This is a genomic window from Salinicola halimionae, assembly GCF_003206065.1.
GTDB classification, from domain to species: domain Bacteria; phylum Pseudomonadota; class Gammaproteobacteria; order Pseudomonadales; family Halomonadaceae; genus Salinicola; species Salinicola halimionae.
Genome location: NZ_PZJQ01000005.1, coordinates 512920 through 529265, shown reverse-complemented (window position 1 = coordinate 529265; position 16346 = coordinate 512920). Strand labels below are relative to the sequence as shown.

Here is a 16346-nt window from a genome sequence, read left to right as displayed (position 1 = left end):
GACATGAACATTTCACACCCCGGATTGAAGCGTTCCCTTTCGGTAGTGACCATCGGCGCCGTGATTATGGCTGGGCTTTACGCGGCCGGCGTCTCAGCAGCCACCCCCTACGGCAAGACAATTCCCGAAGCCAGCCAATCACTGCCCCAGCCGGGCAGCGGCATGCAAACCGCCGTGTTCGCCGGGGGCTGCTTCTGGGGAATGGAGGAGGTCTTCGAACACGTCACCGGCGTCACCGATGTGGTATCTGGCTATGCCGGCGGCGACGAAGCCCATGCCAACTACCGTGATTCCAGCAGCGGTCAGTACGATGATGCCGAAGCCATTCGAATCCAATACGACCCCGAGCAGGTCAGCTATACCCAGCTACTTCAGATCTACTTTTCGGTCGCCCATGATCCGACGCAGGTTGACCGTCAGGGACCGGATGTTGGCACGCAGTATCGCTCGGAGATCTTCGCGGCCTCAAATGATCAGGCCCAGGTGGCGCGCGCTTACGTGCAGCAGCTAGAGCAGGCACACGTCTACGCCAACCCGATCGCTACGGTGATATCGACAGGCGAAAACTTCTATCCGGCGGAAGACTACCATCAGGACTACGCCCAGAAGCATCCCGACAACATGTATCTGCGGATCAACGATGTACCCAAGGTCGAGGCGCTCAAGGTCCGCTTCGCGGATCGCTACCGTGATGCAACGGCCAGCAGTAGTTCGGCGAACTGATTGACGCGATCGCTTCACCGCGACTCAAGACACATGAACCTCCGGCCAGGCGAATACCGGCCTGGCAAGGGATCATCCATGCGCTCGCTGAGATGTCCGTGCCTGATGCGGTAGGCAAGCGGCAAGAAGGGAAGCTGGCGAGAACCGTCAGATCCTTCCTCGCTGATTTTTTAGCCTAGGCCTATGCTGTTGGGGTCGCCTCGCCCCAACATCTGCTCGAGGAATTTTCATGCCTGATCGCATTCTCGTTTTCTACGGTTCGTACCGGTCCGACCGCGCCGGCATAAGGCTCGCCGATTATGCCGTTCGTGCGCTCAACGAACGTGGCGTCGATGCGGAATTGATCGATGCCATGCAGGTCGATCTGCCGATGCTGGATCGAATGTACAAGGAGTACCCCAAGGGCGAAGCGCCTGCAGCGATGGAGACACTGGCCAGCAAGATCCGCGAAGCGGACGGTTTCGTGTTCGTTACCGGTGAATACAACTGGGGCATGCAGCCAGGACTCAAGAATCTGACCGATCACTTTCTGGAAGAGTGGTTCTGGCGCCCGGCCGGTATCGTCAGCTATTCGGCCGGCCGTCTCGGCGGTGCCCACGCCAACATGGCCTGGCATGGGACCCTTGCCGAGATGGGCATGGTGGTCGTCTCCAGCACGGTCGCCGTCGGGCAGATCAGCAGGACGCTGGACGAGAACGGCGCGCCAGTCGGTGATGCCGGCGATTCCTTTGCGCGCGCTTTCGATCGGTTTGCGGAAGATCTAGCGTGGTGGACCGAGGCAGGCAAACGTCAGCGCGAACATCGCGCCCCGCCGTTCTAATTCCTCTCCGTTCTTCAAGCCCTTTCCGCCCTTCTGGCCAAACGCGTTACACTGAGATATCAGCCATGCGCTCGCAGGAAGCGGGCCGCGCCGATCTCAGGGATCTTTGATCGGCGCTGGCTCAATGGACAAGGAGCCTTCGTTCTTCGCATGACCACGGATCATTCAACGTCAGCCCTGGCCCGCCATCGACCACTCGCCCAGCGATGAGCGATACCCGCCTCTTTCGCTCGCTGCGAATCTATAACTATCGGGTCTGGACTGCCGGCGCGCTCGTTTCCAACATCGGCACCTGGATGCAGCGCGTCGCCCAGGACTGGCTGGTACTCACGGTACTTACCGACCACAACGCCAGCGCCGTGGGCGTTACCATGGCGCTGCAGTTTGGTCCGCAACTGCTGCTGCTACCGTTTACCGGCTACGCGGCGGACCGCTTCGACCGGCGTCGCCTGATCATGCTGACCCAGGCGCTATTGGGCTTGCTGGCATTGGGGCTCGGTCTCGTCACCATCACCGGCGTAGTAACACTGTGGCAGGTCTATGCCTTTGCGCTCGGTCTTGGCTGCGTTACCGCCTTCGACGGCCCCGCTCGCCAGGTGTTCGTCAACGACCTGGTCGGCGAAAGATATCTTGCCAACGCTGTCGCCCTCAATTCGACCTCGTTCAACAGCGCACGCATGATCGGCCCCGCGGTAGCCGGCGTTTTGATTGCCGCTATCGGCACCGGCTGGGTGTTTCTGATCAACGCGGCCTCGTTCGCCGCCGTGCTTGGCTCGCTTTTCCTGCTGCGCACCGGCGAGCTCTACACCTCGTTGAAGCCCGGGCGCCGGGCCGGCGGCCTGCTGGAAGGCTTCCGCTATGTGTGGCGACGTCCCGATCTGAAAGCAATGATGGTGATGCTGTTTCTGATCGGCACCTTCGGCTTCAACTTTCCGATCTACATCTCGACGATGTCGGTTTCCATCTTCCATGGCGGCGCCGACCAGTACGGCGTTCTTACCTCAGCCCTGGCGGTCGGCTCGGTGGGAGGGTCGCTCATGGCCGCACGCCGCGAACAGCCGAAAATGCGGTTGTTGGCTCTCTCTACACTCGCTTTCGGCATCTCCTGTGCCCTCGCCAGCATCGCGCCCAATGTCGTCGTGTTCGCCATAATGCTGACGCTGGCCGGATTCACCGCACTGACTTTCAATACGGCGTCCAACGCGCTGATGCAATTGACGACCGATCCCGCCATGCGTGGCCGGGTCATGGCACTGCGAATGGCGGTCATCATGGGGGGAACGCCACTCGGCGCGCCGATCATCGGATGGCTGGCCGATCATGCCGGTCCGCGCTGGGCGATGATGGTGGCTGCCGCCGCTGGCGTGATGGCTGCAACGGTGGCCGCGCGGTTGCTGCTGCAGCAACGGCGTCGTCAGCCGCCCCAGAACTAGCAGGGCCTCACCGGGGGACTGGCGGACCAGACCGCCGCATCGTCATACCCGACATGCCGGGGGCCTGGGCTCGAATCAGCTCGATGAACCGGTGCAGACGCGCCGGATAGTCATCGGCATAGGGATAGACCAGATAGACCGGCAGCGGCGAGGCATACCAGGTCGGTAGCAGTTGAATCAGCCGCCCGCTTTCCAGATCGTCGGCGACCCGCCAGGCGGATACGATTGCGGCGCCAAAGCCGGAAACGGCGAGTTGGCGAATGGCCGCCAGATTATCGGTGCTGACCCGGGGGGCAATGGCGAAGTGGTGCTCACGATCCTCATCGGCGTGAGTCAGCGAGACGCGATCGCGGTAGAACGTGCGTAATGCCAGCCACGGCAGTGAGGCCACGGCGTCGATATCGTCGATCTCGATTCCGGAAACCACCTCAGGCGATGCCACCACGATCCGCGGTACCTCTGCCACGGGCACCGCGACCACCGCGGGATCCTCAACCTTGCCGACACGTATCGCACAGTCGATACCCTCGGCGATGAAATCCGGATACCGATCGTGCAGCAGCCACTCGACGCTGACCTCTGGGTACGCCCGCAGGTAGGATTCAAGCAGTTCCAGCAACTGATCCTGACCGAAGGCATGCGGAACCAGCACACGAAGCCTGCCACGCGGAGTCTCGGTCATGCCTTGAAGATCTTCCGCCATCGAAGCCCAGCGCTCGCAGACTGCCCGCGCATGGCGCGCACAGCGCTCGCCGTCATCGGTCAGGTTGAGGCTGTGAGTCGAGCGTTGAATCAGGCGCAAGCCCAGCATGCTCTCCAACGCCTTGAGCCGCCGACTGACCGTCGGCTGACTCACGTCCAGCCGAAGCGCGGCAGCCGACAAACTACCGGTCTCGACGATACGAATGAAGGTCTGCAACAGTTCGAGGCGATCGGCGGTGCCGAATCGGGAATCATCCATGACGCTTCATTCACCCTGTGCATAACCGTTGTGTGAATCACGCTACTACACGCCACGGCCATACACTATCAGAATGCACGACCTATCCAAACCGTCACTCAGGACTCCGTCATGGCGCCTTCATCCACGAGCGCGACGAGCACGCTTTCGGCCTCACCATCGAAAGAACCCGCTCAGGCCCCTTCGGTGCCGCGCCGACTGATCATACTGCTGGCGATCAGCGCCGGACTCAGCGTCGCGTCGCTCTACTACGTGCAGCCGCTGCTCGGCATTCTGGCCGCAGACGTCGACATCGATGCCCGCACGGCCGGCCTGATTCCAACGTTAACGCAGCTCGGCTACGCGCTCGGCATTCTGCTGTTGATTCCGCTGGGTGATCGCTTCGATCGTCGGCGTCTGATCGTGATCAAGGCCGCGTTGCTGGCATTGGCCTTGCTCGCCACCGCGCTGGCGCCGTCGATCGCGACGCTGCTGGTGGCGAGCTTGGCCGTCGGCCTGACGGCCACCATCGCCCAGGATATCGTGCCGGCCGCCGCCATGCTGGCTGCCGACCGGGAACGGGGCAAGGTCGTCGGCACCGTCATGACCGGCCTGCTACTGGGAATTCTATTGTCCCGTGTCGTCAGCGGCGTAGTGGCAGAGGCGCTGGGCTGGCGTGCCATGTTCTTCATCGCCACGGGCCTGATCGTGCTGATCGGCGTGGCGCTATGGCGGGGTCTGCCCCGGTTCGATTCGACCTCGAGTCTCAGCTATCGCGGACTATTGATGACGCTCTACCAGTTATGGCGCGATCAGCCGGAGCTGCGTCGCGCCGCCATGGCGCAGGCGTTGCTCTCGATCGCTTTCAGTGCCTTCTGGTCGACGCTGTCGATCCATCTGCTCGACGATTATCAACTCGGTAGCGCAGTCTCGGGCGCGTTCGGGCTGGCCGGCGCCGCCGGTGCGCTCGCTGCCCCGCTCGCCGGGCGCATGGCCGACCGCAGCGGCCCGCATCAGGTCACGCGGATCGGCAGCGCAATCGTGGTGATCTCGTTTCTGGCGATGGCAGCCGAACCTTGGCTACCTGCACCGTTGGCTTTGGGGCTTATCGTGATCGGTGCGCTGGGCTTCGATTTCGGTATACAAGCCACGCTCGTCTCTCATCAGACATTGATTTACGGGCTCGATCCCGCGGCTCGTAGTCGTCTCAATGCGGTGATGTTCACGATGGTATTCGTCGGAATGGCCGTCGGTTCCGCGTTGGGAAGCTGGCTGCTGGGGCAGTGGGGCTGGCCGGGGGTGATCGCGCTGGCGACGCTGGCCTCGCTGGGTGCTTTGCTGATTCGCGTGGTCGATCGAACGCCGGCATTCGCTGTTCAGAATTGAGGCTATTCGAGGCGGCCAGAAAATATCGGCCCGTAAAGAAGCCGCCGGCGTAGGCCGGCGGTGTGGGTGTCAGCGAGATTCACGTCTTTTTGGGCGGCAACCCCATCTTCTCCAGCGTCAACGTCTCATCAGCACGCCCCCAGCCGCCGTCGGCGACCTCTTCCACCAACACCATGGTGTATGGGCGGACGTTCTCGCCGAAATATTCAACGAACATGTCGGTGGTGCGATGAATGATCTCTTCCTTGCGGGCGTGATCGAGAATGCCCTCGGGGAACTTGTAGTTGGCAAATGGCATGATTTTATCCCTGAATCGAAAATTTGGTTAACGCGATCAAACCATTCCGCCGTTGACGCGCAGAATCTGACCATTGACCCAGCGACCCTGCGGCCCGGCCAGGAATGAGACGACGCCGGCGATCTCGTCAGGCTGACCCAGACGTTCGAACGGCGACAGATTGGCGATCGATCGGACCTGCTCCTCGCTCTTGCCCTCGAAGAACAGCTCGGTGCCCACCGGCCCTGGCGCCACGGCATTGACGGCGATATCACGGCCCCGCAGCTCGTTGGCCAGCACTTTCACCAGCCCTTCGACACCCGCCTTGCTGGCGATATAAGCCCCGTAGCCGGGGAAGGATTTGCCAAGCACCGAGGATGAAAACGCGATGATCCGGCCGCCTTCGCTCAGGGTCTCGGCGGCTTTTGCCATCACTAGCCAGCTACCCCGCAGATTGGTCGCGAGCGTCCTATCGAGAATCTCGACGTTGTCGCTGGTCATCTTCGCCATCTGCATCATGCCGGCATTGTTGATCACCACATCGAGCCGCCCGAATGCCGCCGATATCTGCTCGAACAGACGCGTGACGTCGCTCGCATCGGCGATATCGGCCTGGACCGCCAAGGCCCGGCCGCCCTGGGATTCGATATCTGCCACCACCTCCTCGGCCAGCGCCGTATTGCCAGCGTAGTTGACCACCACGGCGAAGCCGTCGGAGGCCAGTTGCATAGCGATGGCGCGGCCAATGCCTCGAGAAGCACCGGTGATCAATGCGACTTTCTGTTCGGTATTCGTCATGCGACGACTCCTTATCGAATTCGGACTCATCAGCGAGTCTCACAGCGCCAGGCGACTGGCACTTTCCCAATGAACGGGACCAGTGAACGGGCTAGACACACTGGCCAAGCGAACGGGAGCCAGTATTGTCGTTTCTTTAACCTGAATAAATCGGCTAATCTGCCAACACTATTCATTTTTTGCGAACAATACTGATGGACCGATTCGATTCGATGACGCTCTTCGTGCGCATTGTCGAAAGTGGCAGCTTCACCAAGGCCGCCAACGCGCTAGACATCCCCCGCGCCACCGCCACGCTGGCGATTCAGCAGCTGGAATCCCGTCTCGGCGTGCGGTTGCTGGAACGCACCACGCGCCAGGTCCGTGCGACGCCGGAAGGCGTTGCGTTCCACGAACGTTGCATTCACCTGTTGGCAGAACTCGAAGATGCCGAGGCGATTCTACAGCCGGTCGCGGACAACCCGCGGGGGGTACTGCGCGTCGAACTGCATGGGACCCATGCCAGCCGAATCGTGCTGCCACGGCTCGAAGCCTTTCATGCTCGCTACCCCGCACTCGAGCTCGTCATCACCACGGGGGACCGGCGTGTCGACCTCGTCGGCGAAGGGATCGATTGCGCGGTGCGGAGTGGAGAGCCCGAGGATTCCCGCCTGATCGCCCGAAAACTGGTAACGCTCGAGCAGGTCATCTGCGCGAGCCCGGCCTACCTGGAACGCATGGGCATACCGAGCACACCCGACACGCTCCGCGACCATCACGGCATTCACTTCGTCTCCGGGGCCAACGCGCCCGACAAGACCCTCGACTTGATCGTCGATGGCGCGACGCGAACCTTTACCACCGGAGGCTGGTTGACCGTCAACGATGCCGAGAGCTACGTGACCAGCGCCCTGGCAGGCTTCGGGCTGATCCAACTACCTCGTTTCAGACTGGCGTCTCATCTAGCCAACGGGGAACTGGTGGAAATCCTTCCTGCGTGGAAAAAACCGGCGCTGCCGCTTTATGCGGTCTATCCACAGCGGCGCCATCTGTCGCCGCGGGTTCGCGTCTTTCTGGAGTGGCTGACGACGCTCTACGAGTCGGAATTCGGCAACATCCGCCAGGCGACCTCGACGAACCGGGTGACACCGGCCTCGCGAAAGTTGAGAGACGATTGAAGCACATCCTTGCGCGAGCATTCGGTGGTCGTGTAATGCACGGCGTAATGGCGCTCGACCTCGTCCGCCAGCACCGGGAACGGCGGACCGTCCTTTTCGGCAGGGTCGTACTCGAAGGTGATCAGCAGCTGCGGCGCGCCCCGCGTCAGCGCCACGATTTGCTCGGCATAGGCGGGACGCATGGCCGGCGGCAGCGCCACCAGCGCGGCGCGATCATAAACCAGATCGATCGGACCCAGATCCTGCGCCGTCAACTGAAAGATATCACCCTGAAAGATCGTCAGGCCTCCCGCCTGCCAGCGTTGGCCGCCAACCCATTCATCGATCACGGGCTCCGCCATGCCTTGGTCATTGATCAGGCTCTCGAACAGCTGAGCCACCGCGATCTCGCTCAACTCCGCGCCAATGACTCGATAGCCCTGCGCCAGCAGCCAGCCGATATCCATCGTCTTGCCGCATAGCGGTAGAAAGATCCGCGCGTCGGCGTCGAGTTCGAAACTCGCCAAATTGCGCTTGAGAATGGGGTGAACGAAAGGGAGATGAAAACCCAGTTGCTCGTTCTCCCACCGCGCCTGCCAGAAATCGTGTTCCATACGGCCGTCTTCCTCTCCAATCGAATCTCGAGCTTAACCGCTTTTGCCCAAGCTGGCTGCTCGACCTGGGCCGGGTATTTCGAACCGAGAACTCGACTTATATCGCCGAAGCGCCGAATAGCGATCGGCTCGCCACTGGGATATGCGAAGTAGCCCGGAACGTTTCATTGATCGACCCGAGAAACGATGAAGCTCGGGCGTATCGAGCCCCAAATCTGTTCGCAAGTGCCGAAGCCATGCTATCGATCTTTCCGTTTTATCAACGGAAAGAGCCATAGGTCGTAAAAAAAACTTCATCTAAAATAGATGCATAGGAATATATGGCGAAAAACTTACAAACCTAATTAAAGCTTGCCTCTATCGGGCCGATGACTAGCACCGGCTCCAGCCTTTGCTGGAAGCGGAATCGTCAAGGTATCTCCGATGGGACAGGAAGCGTCCGCCTGACATCGGTCAGGAACACAGTTCGACGCACTCTTCGCCTTTGCAGTTTGCGAAGTCTAAGACTTCTAGATTGCATACTGCACTTACAATTAGTTTCAAATTAAGAAGCGCCCGCGGAAGGGATTCTTTTAAGCCAATGTTTATACTATGAAAATAGAGTTGGCATGCTTTTTGATTGTAAGGAAGGGTAAATAATTTTCCCTTTATTTCAGCAAAAGTGAATGCCATGAACCTGCCTACCTTCTCCATCGTACTACCCGCTTACAATGCCGAACGTTGTGTCGGTGACGCCATTCAGTCGGTTCTTGATCAGACGTTTCAGGATTTTGAATTGATCATCATTGACGACGGATCTGTCGATCGCACCCTGGAGGTGTGTCGCGCGTTTCGTGATGAACGCATTCGTATCGTGACTCAGCAAAATCGCGGGGCGGCCGATGCTCGCAACAGTGGTGTCGCGGTGGCGCGAGGTGAACATATTGCATTTATCGACTCCGATGACCGATGGGGGCCAACCCAACTGGGCCTCCATTTGATCGACCTCCTCGTCGATGATGGCTTCGATGTGAATTATTCGGGATCGCCATGGGGTGATGCAGCCAATGCCGTCACGCCGCTTCGCGACCGATACCAGAGCAACACCGACATGAAGCTTTCGAGCCTGAATCGCTCGAAACTGACTCGTTCGATGATGCTCATAGGAGCCGCGCTGGCAGCCGTCACGCTCACCGGCTGTGCCACGACACGCGCACCGGGTCTAGGTACGGCGCTGGACGCGGCTACGACCGCCTACGCTCTGGATCATGGCTACAGCGAGGCCAATCCTTTGCTGTCACCCATCGGCGATCCGTACCTCACAGCGCTGGCGGCAGTGGGGGTGAAGCAAGGCATCAAGTATTCACTCCACGAGTACGGCGGGTTGAGTGAAGACTGCGCCCACTACGGCGTGGAAACCGCCGGCATGGCCGCAGGCGGCTGGAATTTGGCCGTGCTGGCGGGTGCCGCGACGGGCCCCGGCCTGATCGTCGGCTTACTTTTCGGGGCTGGCTACTGGATGTGGGCCGATGGGGAAACCGCGTGCCAAGGCTAGTGCTCGGCAATGGCCGTAACATGGCACCGTTCAAGACCGGAACCTGACGGCCGCCACCACGAGCTTGGCTACGTGGCTAGACTCCACCACGTGGCTATAGTCGACCACGTGGCTATAGTCGACCACGTGGCTACGCGGCGACGTAGCCATCGTTCAATGACCGCTCAAGGATCCAGTTCAGCGGCGTCGTTCGTTGCATGTCCCCTAGCGATGTCGCGGTGGCTGATCACGACTATCTCTCTAGGCCACCATTCCGGATGGTTGTCGCGGATGAAGGCGAGCAGTTTCTCTCTGACGCTGACCTCGGCAGCCCATCCAGAGAGCGGATCTACCGTCATCAGGTAGCAGGTCACGGTCTGCGCAGGGCCAGTCTGATCGGTCACACAACAGAGCAGTTTGTGATGCTCGATGACGTTGTCTTCCGCCTTGGCGAACTCGATGAACTTCTCCCTGAGAACCGCGATATCGGCGCTCAGGTGCAGTGTCAGCACGAGACTTCGATACTCTTTCGTGCTCTTCGAGGAGAGATTCTCGAAGGCTTTGGAGGCGAAATAGGTGACCGGCACGATCAGACGTCGCTCGTTCCAGAGTCGCAGCCGAATATGGGTGTAGAAGATCCCTTCGACATAGCACCACTGGCCCTCGAACATCACTAGATCGCCGACCCGGATCGGCTTCGCCAACGACAGCTGGAAGGACGACAGAATGTTGCCGAGCACGGCCTGACCCGCCACACCTACCAGAACCGCGAGCACACTGGCCGAGGCCAGGATCGACAGCCCCAGCGTCTCGAAGAGCTGGATCTGACCCAGCACGTAGATCGTGACCGCCGTCACCATGATAAGGATGATGATTCGACGCACCGCATAAAGCGTGGTCAGCAGCTTGCGATCATCCTGGGGCTTGGAGTCGTCGATCTGGCCGGCAAGACGACGCGTCATCTTCAACATCATGGTGTCGACCAGACGCAGCGCGACCGTGCCGGTTCCCCAGGCCAGAATCGCGATCAGCACCACTCGCAGCGTGATGGTCGCTGCTGCCGAGAAGGAAACGACATAATCGAGCAGCGCCTGAGTCAGGAGCGACATCACGATGAGCGCCATGGGGCCGCGAATCTGCTTGGCGAAAATGCTCGGCGAACCGGAAGGCAGCCAGCGCGTCACCACCTCGATCAGCCGGTAGACTCCCTTGCCGATCAGCGCGACGCCCAACAGTACCAACGGGATGGCGATCCACTCCCAGATCCTGAGCAATCCGAAGGAGTTCTTGAGGCTTTCGGGGATATGGCGTTCGAACGCCCGCGGGCCATACTCCTGATAAAGCGGCGGGATCGCTGCCACGCTTTCGGGCATGATCAGCCAGATCGGCTCCTCGTTCCCGACCTGATAGCGCCCCAGCCGGATGTCATAGGTATCCCCGTTCGCTTCGAGAGACGCCAGCTCGATATCCCGACGCGGCTCACCGGCATGGGGACTCTCTCCCGTCGGGTCCTCGATGGCGGCGTCCTGGCGCCCGGAAAGACGAGAAATTCGGATCGACTTGCCACGCTGAAATATCTCGGAGAGTTGCTGCGCCCGCTCGGCGCCCCGCCCGCGCTGCTCCGCTGGCGTCAGATCGGCGAGATTGAGGATATGCGCCGCCGACTCGAAGTCGCCCTTGTTGGTCAGATCGCGAAAGCTTCGCATCGATTCCCGAGGCGTTCTGAGGGAAACGGATCCTGGCGTCTGAGTCAGCCCCGTGTTGAGCGAGTCGATGGCGTACCAGTCCTGCGCAGCGCCCTTCTCCTGCGCCAGGCAAACGCTGGATATCAGCAACACCGTCGCAGCCAGTAACCAACGCTGCCATGAACCCATTTTTTTCATCCGTGCTTCACCGATCTCGTGAATCGTCCGTGTCTATCAGGCGGATCATCCCGCCTTCGCCGGAGCGCGTCCATCACGTGGGTCAAGATGGTCATCGATGATATGTAAAAATCAGACATCATGACTTTCAAACGGCAACGTTATCGAGTAATAAAAGCCAAACTAGTCGACCCACCTTAGTTGAAGGATATTTCTAATTTAAAACCTTCCAGAAACACACAAAATCATAAAAATACGTAACGATCGTCTAACTTAACCCAACTCCCCCCTTTTTCGTGGCGTTAAATTGTACTCTCAGGACACCAACACCTCTGAACATAAAAACGACCACCGTTAAACACATAACAGATCACAATTATAAGACAAACGTCTAACCACACAGAATTCAAAAAACCATCGGACTTAGAAAGTCGAGAGACTGAACGACCAGGAGTCACGCCATGCCCGTGTCAGGAGTTCTCATTACGCCTTCCAGTATCGAAGAGCAGTTATCTCGCAAGTCAAACGATGACAAGACGACCGACAAAGACGATTCGAGCGCCGAAGCCTTTAGAGCCAACGCCAAGGCAGAGGGGTGGGAAGTGCTGGGCGAGAACGACGTACTCCCGCCTGTCAGCAACCTGAAGCCCAGGCGTGAAGATACCACGACGATCACCTTCGAATACGAAGGTGAAACCTACGCAGTATCTCAACATATATCGCCCTTCAAGTATTCGGTACTGGAGAACAAGCTGGCAGGCACGGAAATCAGCCAGAACGACAATAATATCGAGGTCAAGGTCGAAGACTCCGAAGCGACGGACGTCCTGAACGCCAAGACGACGGAAGATGACAAAACGGTTGGCGAACTCTTTCACGATAAGATGAAAGAGGCGTGGGGCGATCTGGAACTCGAGGATCCTCGAAGACAATATTACGAGCTAATACAGGCTAAATCCGCATTGGTCAACGGCTACGGCATTCTTCCCTACCAGACGGAGAAAGATGCCTTCCCCTGGGATGGCGATACGGAGCCGACCCTGCCGGACTCGGTCATCATGGATCAGGCCAGTACCTACGGTCTGCTCAAGGAAGAGGAGATTTCCCAGAAACTCGCTGAGCTCTCACAGAACGAGAGCGTCATCTCCGGTGTCGATGACCTGATGCAGGGCTCCGTCAACAAGATCGATGACAAGTCGGGACTGACCAATCGGGTTTACGAAACCATGATGAGCTCCGAGTATCTGGAGATGCTCGAGGGGATGAATAACGACGCCGCCAAGACTCGCTTTGCCAACGACATCAAGAGTCTGGACTATCTGGATGGCAGCAAGGCGAATGAGGTTCGCGGCCAGGTGCTCGATAAAGGCCTGATCGACGAGATCACCAGTGTCATCGAAGAGGGCAGCTACACCGACGAAGCGCTCGAGACAGCCGTCAACGACCAGGTTCAGAAAGGCCTTCAGGGCACGTTTTCCTCCATTTTCGGCATCACGTTCTCCGATCGCGCCGTTCAGAACTACCTCAAGAACGGCGAAGGCAACCTACCCGACGACGTCAAGAAGGGGCTGGATAGCTACAAGGCTGCCGTCAAGATCGCCAGTCATGCGATCTTCGACTCATTCAAGGAGAACGGAAGCTTCGACATCAAGGATGTCTCCTCACGGATTTCGCAGGTCATCGGGCAAAACAACCCAGACCTGCCTACCGGTGTGAGAAACGGCGCGGCTGCCCTGCTGCAAGCCAGCATGAAGAACGGCGTATTGCCTGGCATGGCCGGCATACTCACCGCGACAGCCGCCATCTATACATTGAACAAGAATCTGGGAGAAACGAAGGAAGACCGCATGGCAGCGGCGCGGCTGCTGCTGATCACCGTGGCAACATCTCCGGCCATGGCACTGGCGGCCACCAAGACGCTCGAGACACTCTTCGACAAACCCGGCATGGCGACCCAACTGGGGCTAGAAGACAACGAACAGCTTCGCCAAGGCTATGCAGAGCTTTTCCCGGGCTCGACGGACAACGTCTCGGTACCCGAGGATGACGTCATCGAGCTGGAATCCCGAGACAGCCAGCGCCAGGCCATTTCCGGCGCGCCGCCACAGCTGGACGAACCCGATCTCGCTCCGGGTTGGGCTGACGATGTCGAGCGTTTCTTCGACGAGATAGCTACCGACGAAGGCGACGGCGCACGTTTCGTTCCCTTGCCGGATGATGCCGATGTCGGTCTCGAGGATGCCCTGGAAGATCCCAACGAGCGGATATCCAATGCCGGGAGCCAGAATGGTCAGAGCCTGGCTGACGATCTCGACGAGCTGGACGCCGATAGCCGCGCCAGTGTGATGGGTATGGTCGACGATCGCATCAGCAACATGGGTCTCGACCCGGGCGAGATGGATTCACCCAGCAAACTCAGAATCGTCGGCACGGTACTCGGCACGGTCGGTGGAGTCGCGGACGGGGTCGGCGGCGTGCTCGATCTGGCCCTGGGCGCGATGTCCATCGACAAGCTGCGTGACAATCCGGATGCACTTCCGAGCGAATATGCGGCTGCCTCGATGCAATTGCTTGGCGGCGTGGGAATCGCCGGTATGGCAGGAACTCAGTTGGCCAGCATGATCGCGGGACCAGCCACCGCCTCCGCACTGGGCGTGGCTTCAGGTGCACTGGGCATCGCGGGGGTTGGCTTCGGCGCCATCGCTGCGATCGTGACCGGTGTCATTGCCAAGCAGAAGCAGGACCAGAAAAAAGAGGAAGTTCGGGACGATTTTCGGACCTGGGGCGATCTTGGCGTCACCGAGGATGACTGGGGCGACAAACTGAATTACGTGCTTCATGCACGCTATGAATACAACTATTACCACGGTTCCAGTGGCTACGAGGACCTCTATCCCGAAGATACCCCCATGTGGGAGGCCAGACCGGACCAGTACGATGATTTCACCGAATATGTCGCGGATCACGGCAATATTTCGGACGGCTGGTTCGACGATTGGGACGACGACCACGACACTGGCATCGGCGAAGGGACGCCGGATCCCTCCGGACTGCCCCGCTTCGGTGATGACGGGAAGCCTGGCACGGCAAGTGACTTCAAGGAGGATATCGATCGCGTCGACGTAGGCTCGATCGAACTGGCCGACGATGGCCGCGTCATTTTCGTCAAGGATGGCGTCAAGCAGGTCATCGATCCGTTGATCGGCGACAAAGCCGGTGAAAACGAACGCAAGGAAATCATCGAGTATCTCACCGATCTTCACGAAATAACCCACCCCGATGGCGAAAGCGACCAGAAAATCATCGACCGGATTACCCGACTTCATGACGAGTCAGATCGCTATAATGACATCACCGATCTGAAGCGTGCTCTGGATGATTCTCAGCCTTACCTACTGGGCAAGGATGGCGAGCACAAAGCCGGAACGTTCTCGGATTTCGAAGAAGACATCGACCGCGTGGAGATCGACTCCATCGAACTCGACCCGACCGACAGCAGCAAGATCACTTTCATCAAGGATGGAGTCCGCTGGCAACTCGATACCGAGAACCGCGGAAGCCTTTCGAAGAGTGATGCCAACGATATCTTCGATTACCTGAAGAATCTCTACACCATAATCCATCCCGACGGCGAACTGGATCAGGAACGGGCCGACGAGATAAGCGAATTGCAGGGCGCTTCCGACGATTACAACGATCTCGACGATCTACGCGACGAACTCGATCTCGGAACCGACCCGAGCGGATTACCGGTATTTGGGGACGGCGGCATCCCCGGGACCTACGGAGATTTCAAGGAAGACATCGACCGCGTCGATATCGGCTCGATCGAATTGAAAGATGATGGCCGCGTCATCTTCGTCAAGGACGGGACCAAGCAGATCATCAACACGTCCGAAGGCGACAGCTCGGATCGCAAGACACGAGAAAAGATCATTCGCTATCTGACCGACCTGCATGATATCGCCCGTCCCGATGGCGAACTCGACCAGCGCCGGGTCGATGAGATGAATGACGTCTTCGGCAAGACCGATCGATACAACGATACCGACGCCATCAAACAGTACCTGAATGCCGATGCGCCGGCTGCCTGGAATGAAAACCCTGGAACGGTCAATATTTTCGGGGATTCCGGATCGCCAGGAAATTTCGGAGACTTCAAGGAAGATATCGACAAGGTCGATGTCGCTTCCATCAGAATCGAACGCGGGCCGGACAAGGATCAGATCTACTTCAAGAAATCAGGTACCTGGTACGTGCTGACCCCCAACGCCAACAGCAAGGTCGAGAACGAGTTCGACAAGTACAAGAACTATCTGACTGAACTCCACGACATCATCCGCCCGGATGGCGTTCTCGACAAGCGACTAGCGGCCCAGATCGACGAACTACTGGGCAGTTCCGATGACTATAACGACCTGGATGACTTGAAGGAGTTTCTGAACGTCGCTTGAGCAAAACTCGCCTCTTTTCTTCATACGTTCACCTCTTCTGGTGGACAGAGAAAAGAGGCGGATGTCAGGAGATATCCATTTCGACCCTGCATACGGAATTCTATTTTTCAGCTCGACTTCCTTCCTCGAAGCGACAACCAGCCGAACACGCTTGAAAGGCAGTCAGCGTTGGCGCCCCTGCCGCCGACACCGGTCGGAGCAGTAAACGACATTGTCCCAGTCTCGAGCCCACTTCTTGCGCCATGCGAAAGGTCGCTGGCAGACAGGGCAAGTCTTGGTCGGAAGATGGGCTTTCTGATGGGGCATGTTGATTCGCTGAGTATCCTCGTCTTCGCTCCACGCTCTCAATCTGACGAAATCGATAGGCGCGTGAGATAATACTTTTCGTTG

13 protein-coding genes are annotated in these 16346 nt (G+C 58.9%); 7 read left to right on the top strand and 6 right to left on the bottom strand.

What is annotated here, in order from left to right; all coding sequences use genetic code 11:
- Positions 1-3: 3 nt before the first annotated feature.
- The 3 genes from msrA (at position 4) to DOM27_RS15250 (ending at position 2976) form a co-directional block, all read left to right on the top strand.
- Positions 4-723 carry a peptide-methionine (S)-S-oxide reductase MsrA gene (gene msrA, locus DOM27_RS15260; RefSeq protein ID WP_223162361.1) on the top strand — a complete coding sequence of 240 codons (720 nt, stop codon included), beginning with the start codon at positions 4-6 and terminating at the stop codon, positions 721-723.
- Positions 724-952: 229 nt separating this feature from the next.
- Positions 953-1543: an NADPH-dependent FMN reductase gene (locus tag DOM27_RS15255; protein ID WP_110657202.1), complete on the top strand. Its 591-nt coding sequence runs from the start codon at positions 953-955 to the stop codon at positions 1541-1543.
- 206 nt (positions 1544-1749) lie between these two features.
- The gene (locus DOM27_RS15250; RefSeq protein ID WP_110657200.1) at positions 1750-2976 is read left to right on the top strand and encodes an MFS transporter; all 1227 of its coding nucleotides are present in this window, start codon (positions 1750-1752) and stop codon (positions 2974-2976) included.
- Between the two features lie 7 nt (positions 2977-2983).
- Here the strand turns inward: DOM27_RS15250 and DOM27_RS15245 are convergent, their stop codons facing one another.
- Entirely contained in the window at positions 2984-3937 is a 954-nt protein-coding gene (locus tag DOM27_RS15245; protein ID WP_110657198.1) for a LysR family transcriptional regulator, read from the bottom strand.
- A gap of 111 nt (positions 3938-4048) precedes the next feature.
- On the opposite strand from DOM27_RS15245, the gene DOM27_RS15240 reads away from it, so the two are divergent.
- Positions 4049-5302 (top strand): MFS transporter, encoded by a 1254-nt coding sequence (locus DOM27_RS15240; protein WP_110657196.1) that lies wholly within the window; start codon positions 4049-4051, stop codon positions 5300-5302.
- Positions 5303-5381: 79 nt separating this feature from the next.
- Here DOM27_RS15240 and DOM27_RS15235 read toward each other — a convergent pair whose 3' ends face one another.
- Positions 5382-5600, bottom strand: coding sequence for a tautomerase family protein (locus DOM27_RS15235; protein ID WP_110657194.1), 219 nt, complete (start codon positions 5598-5600; stop codon positions 5382-5384).
- A gap of 36 nt (positions 5601-5636) precedes the next feature.
- The gene (locus tag DOM27_RS15230; protein ID WP_110657192.1) at positions 5637-6377 is read right to left on the bottom strand and encodes an SDR family oxidoreductase; all 741 of its coding nucleotides are present in this window, start codon (positions 6375-6377) and stop codon (positions 5637-5639) included.
- A 194-nt stretch (positions 6378-6571) separates the two neighbouring features.
- On the opposite strand from DOM27_RS15230, the gene DOM27_RS15225 reads away from it, so the two are divergent.
- Positions 6572-7534: a LysR family transcriptional regulator gene (locus DOM27_RS15225; protein WP_110657190.1), complete on the top strand. Its 963-nt coding sequence runs from the start codon at positions 6572-6574 to the stop codon at positions 7532-7534.
- Here DOM27_RS15225 and tmpT read toward each other — a convergent pair.
- Positions 7450-8127, bottom strand: coding sequence for a thiopurine S-methyltransferase (gene tmpT / locus DOM27_RS15220; protein WP_110657188.1), 678 nt, complete (start codon positions 8125-8127; stop codon positions 7450-7452). The two genes, DOM27_RS15225 and tmpT, sit on opposite strands and share 85 nt — an antisense overlap.
- A 670-nt stretch (positions 8128-8797) precedes the next feature.
- Between tmpT and DOM27_RS15215 the strand changes: the two genes are divergently transcribed.
- The gene (locus DOM27_RS15215; RefSeq protein WP_110657855.1) at positions 8798-9661 is read left to right on the top strand and encodes a glycosyltransferase family 2 protein; all 864 of its coding nucleotides are present in this window, start codon (positions 8798-8800) and stop codon (positions 9659-9661) included.
- A gap of 164 nt (positions 9662-9825) precedes the next feature.
- Here DOM27_RS15215 and DOM27_RS15210 read toward each other — a convergent pair whose 3' ends face one another.
- Positions 9826-11523: a mechanosensitive ion channel family protein gene (locus DOM27_RS15210; RefSeq protein WP_110657186.1), complete on the bottom strand. Its 1698-nt coding sequence runs from the start codon at positions 11521-11523 to the stop codon at positions 9826-9828.
- Between the two features lie 440 nt (positions 11524-11963).
- On the opposite strand from DOM27_RS15210, the gene DOM27_RS15205 reads away from it, so the two are divergent.
- Positions 11964-15956 (top strand): MgtC/SapB family protein, encoded by a 3993-nt coding sequence (locus DOM27_RS15205; RefSeq protein ID WP_110657184.1) that lies wholly within the window; start codon positions 11964-11966, stop codon positions 15954-15956.
- A 162-nt stretch (positions 15957-16118) separates the two neighbouring features.
- On the opposite strand, the gene DOM27_RS15200 is transcribed toward DOM27_RS15205, so the two are convergent.
- The gene (locus DOM27_RS15200; protein WP_110657181.1) at positions 16119-16262 is read right to left on the bottom strand and encodes a DUF2256 domain-containing protein; all 144 of its coding nucleotides are present in this window, start codon (positions 16260-16262) and stop codon (positions 16119-16121) included.
- Positions 16263-16346: the final 84 nt, after the last annotated feature.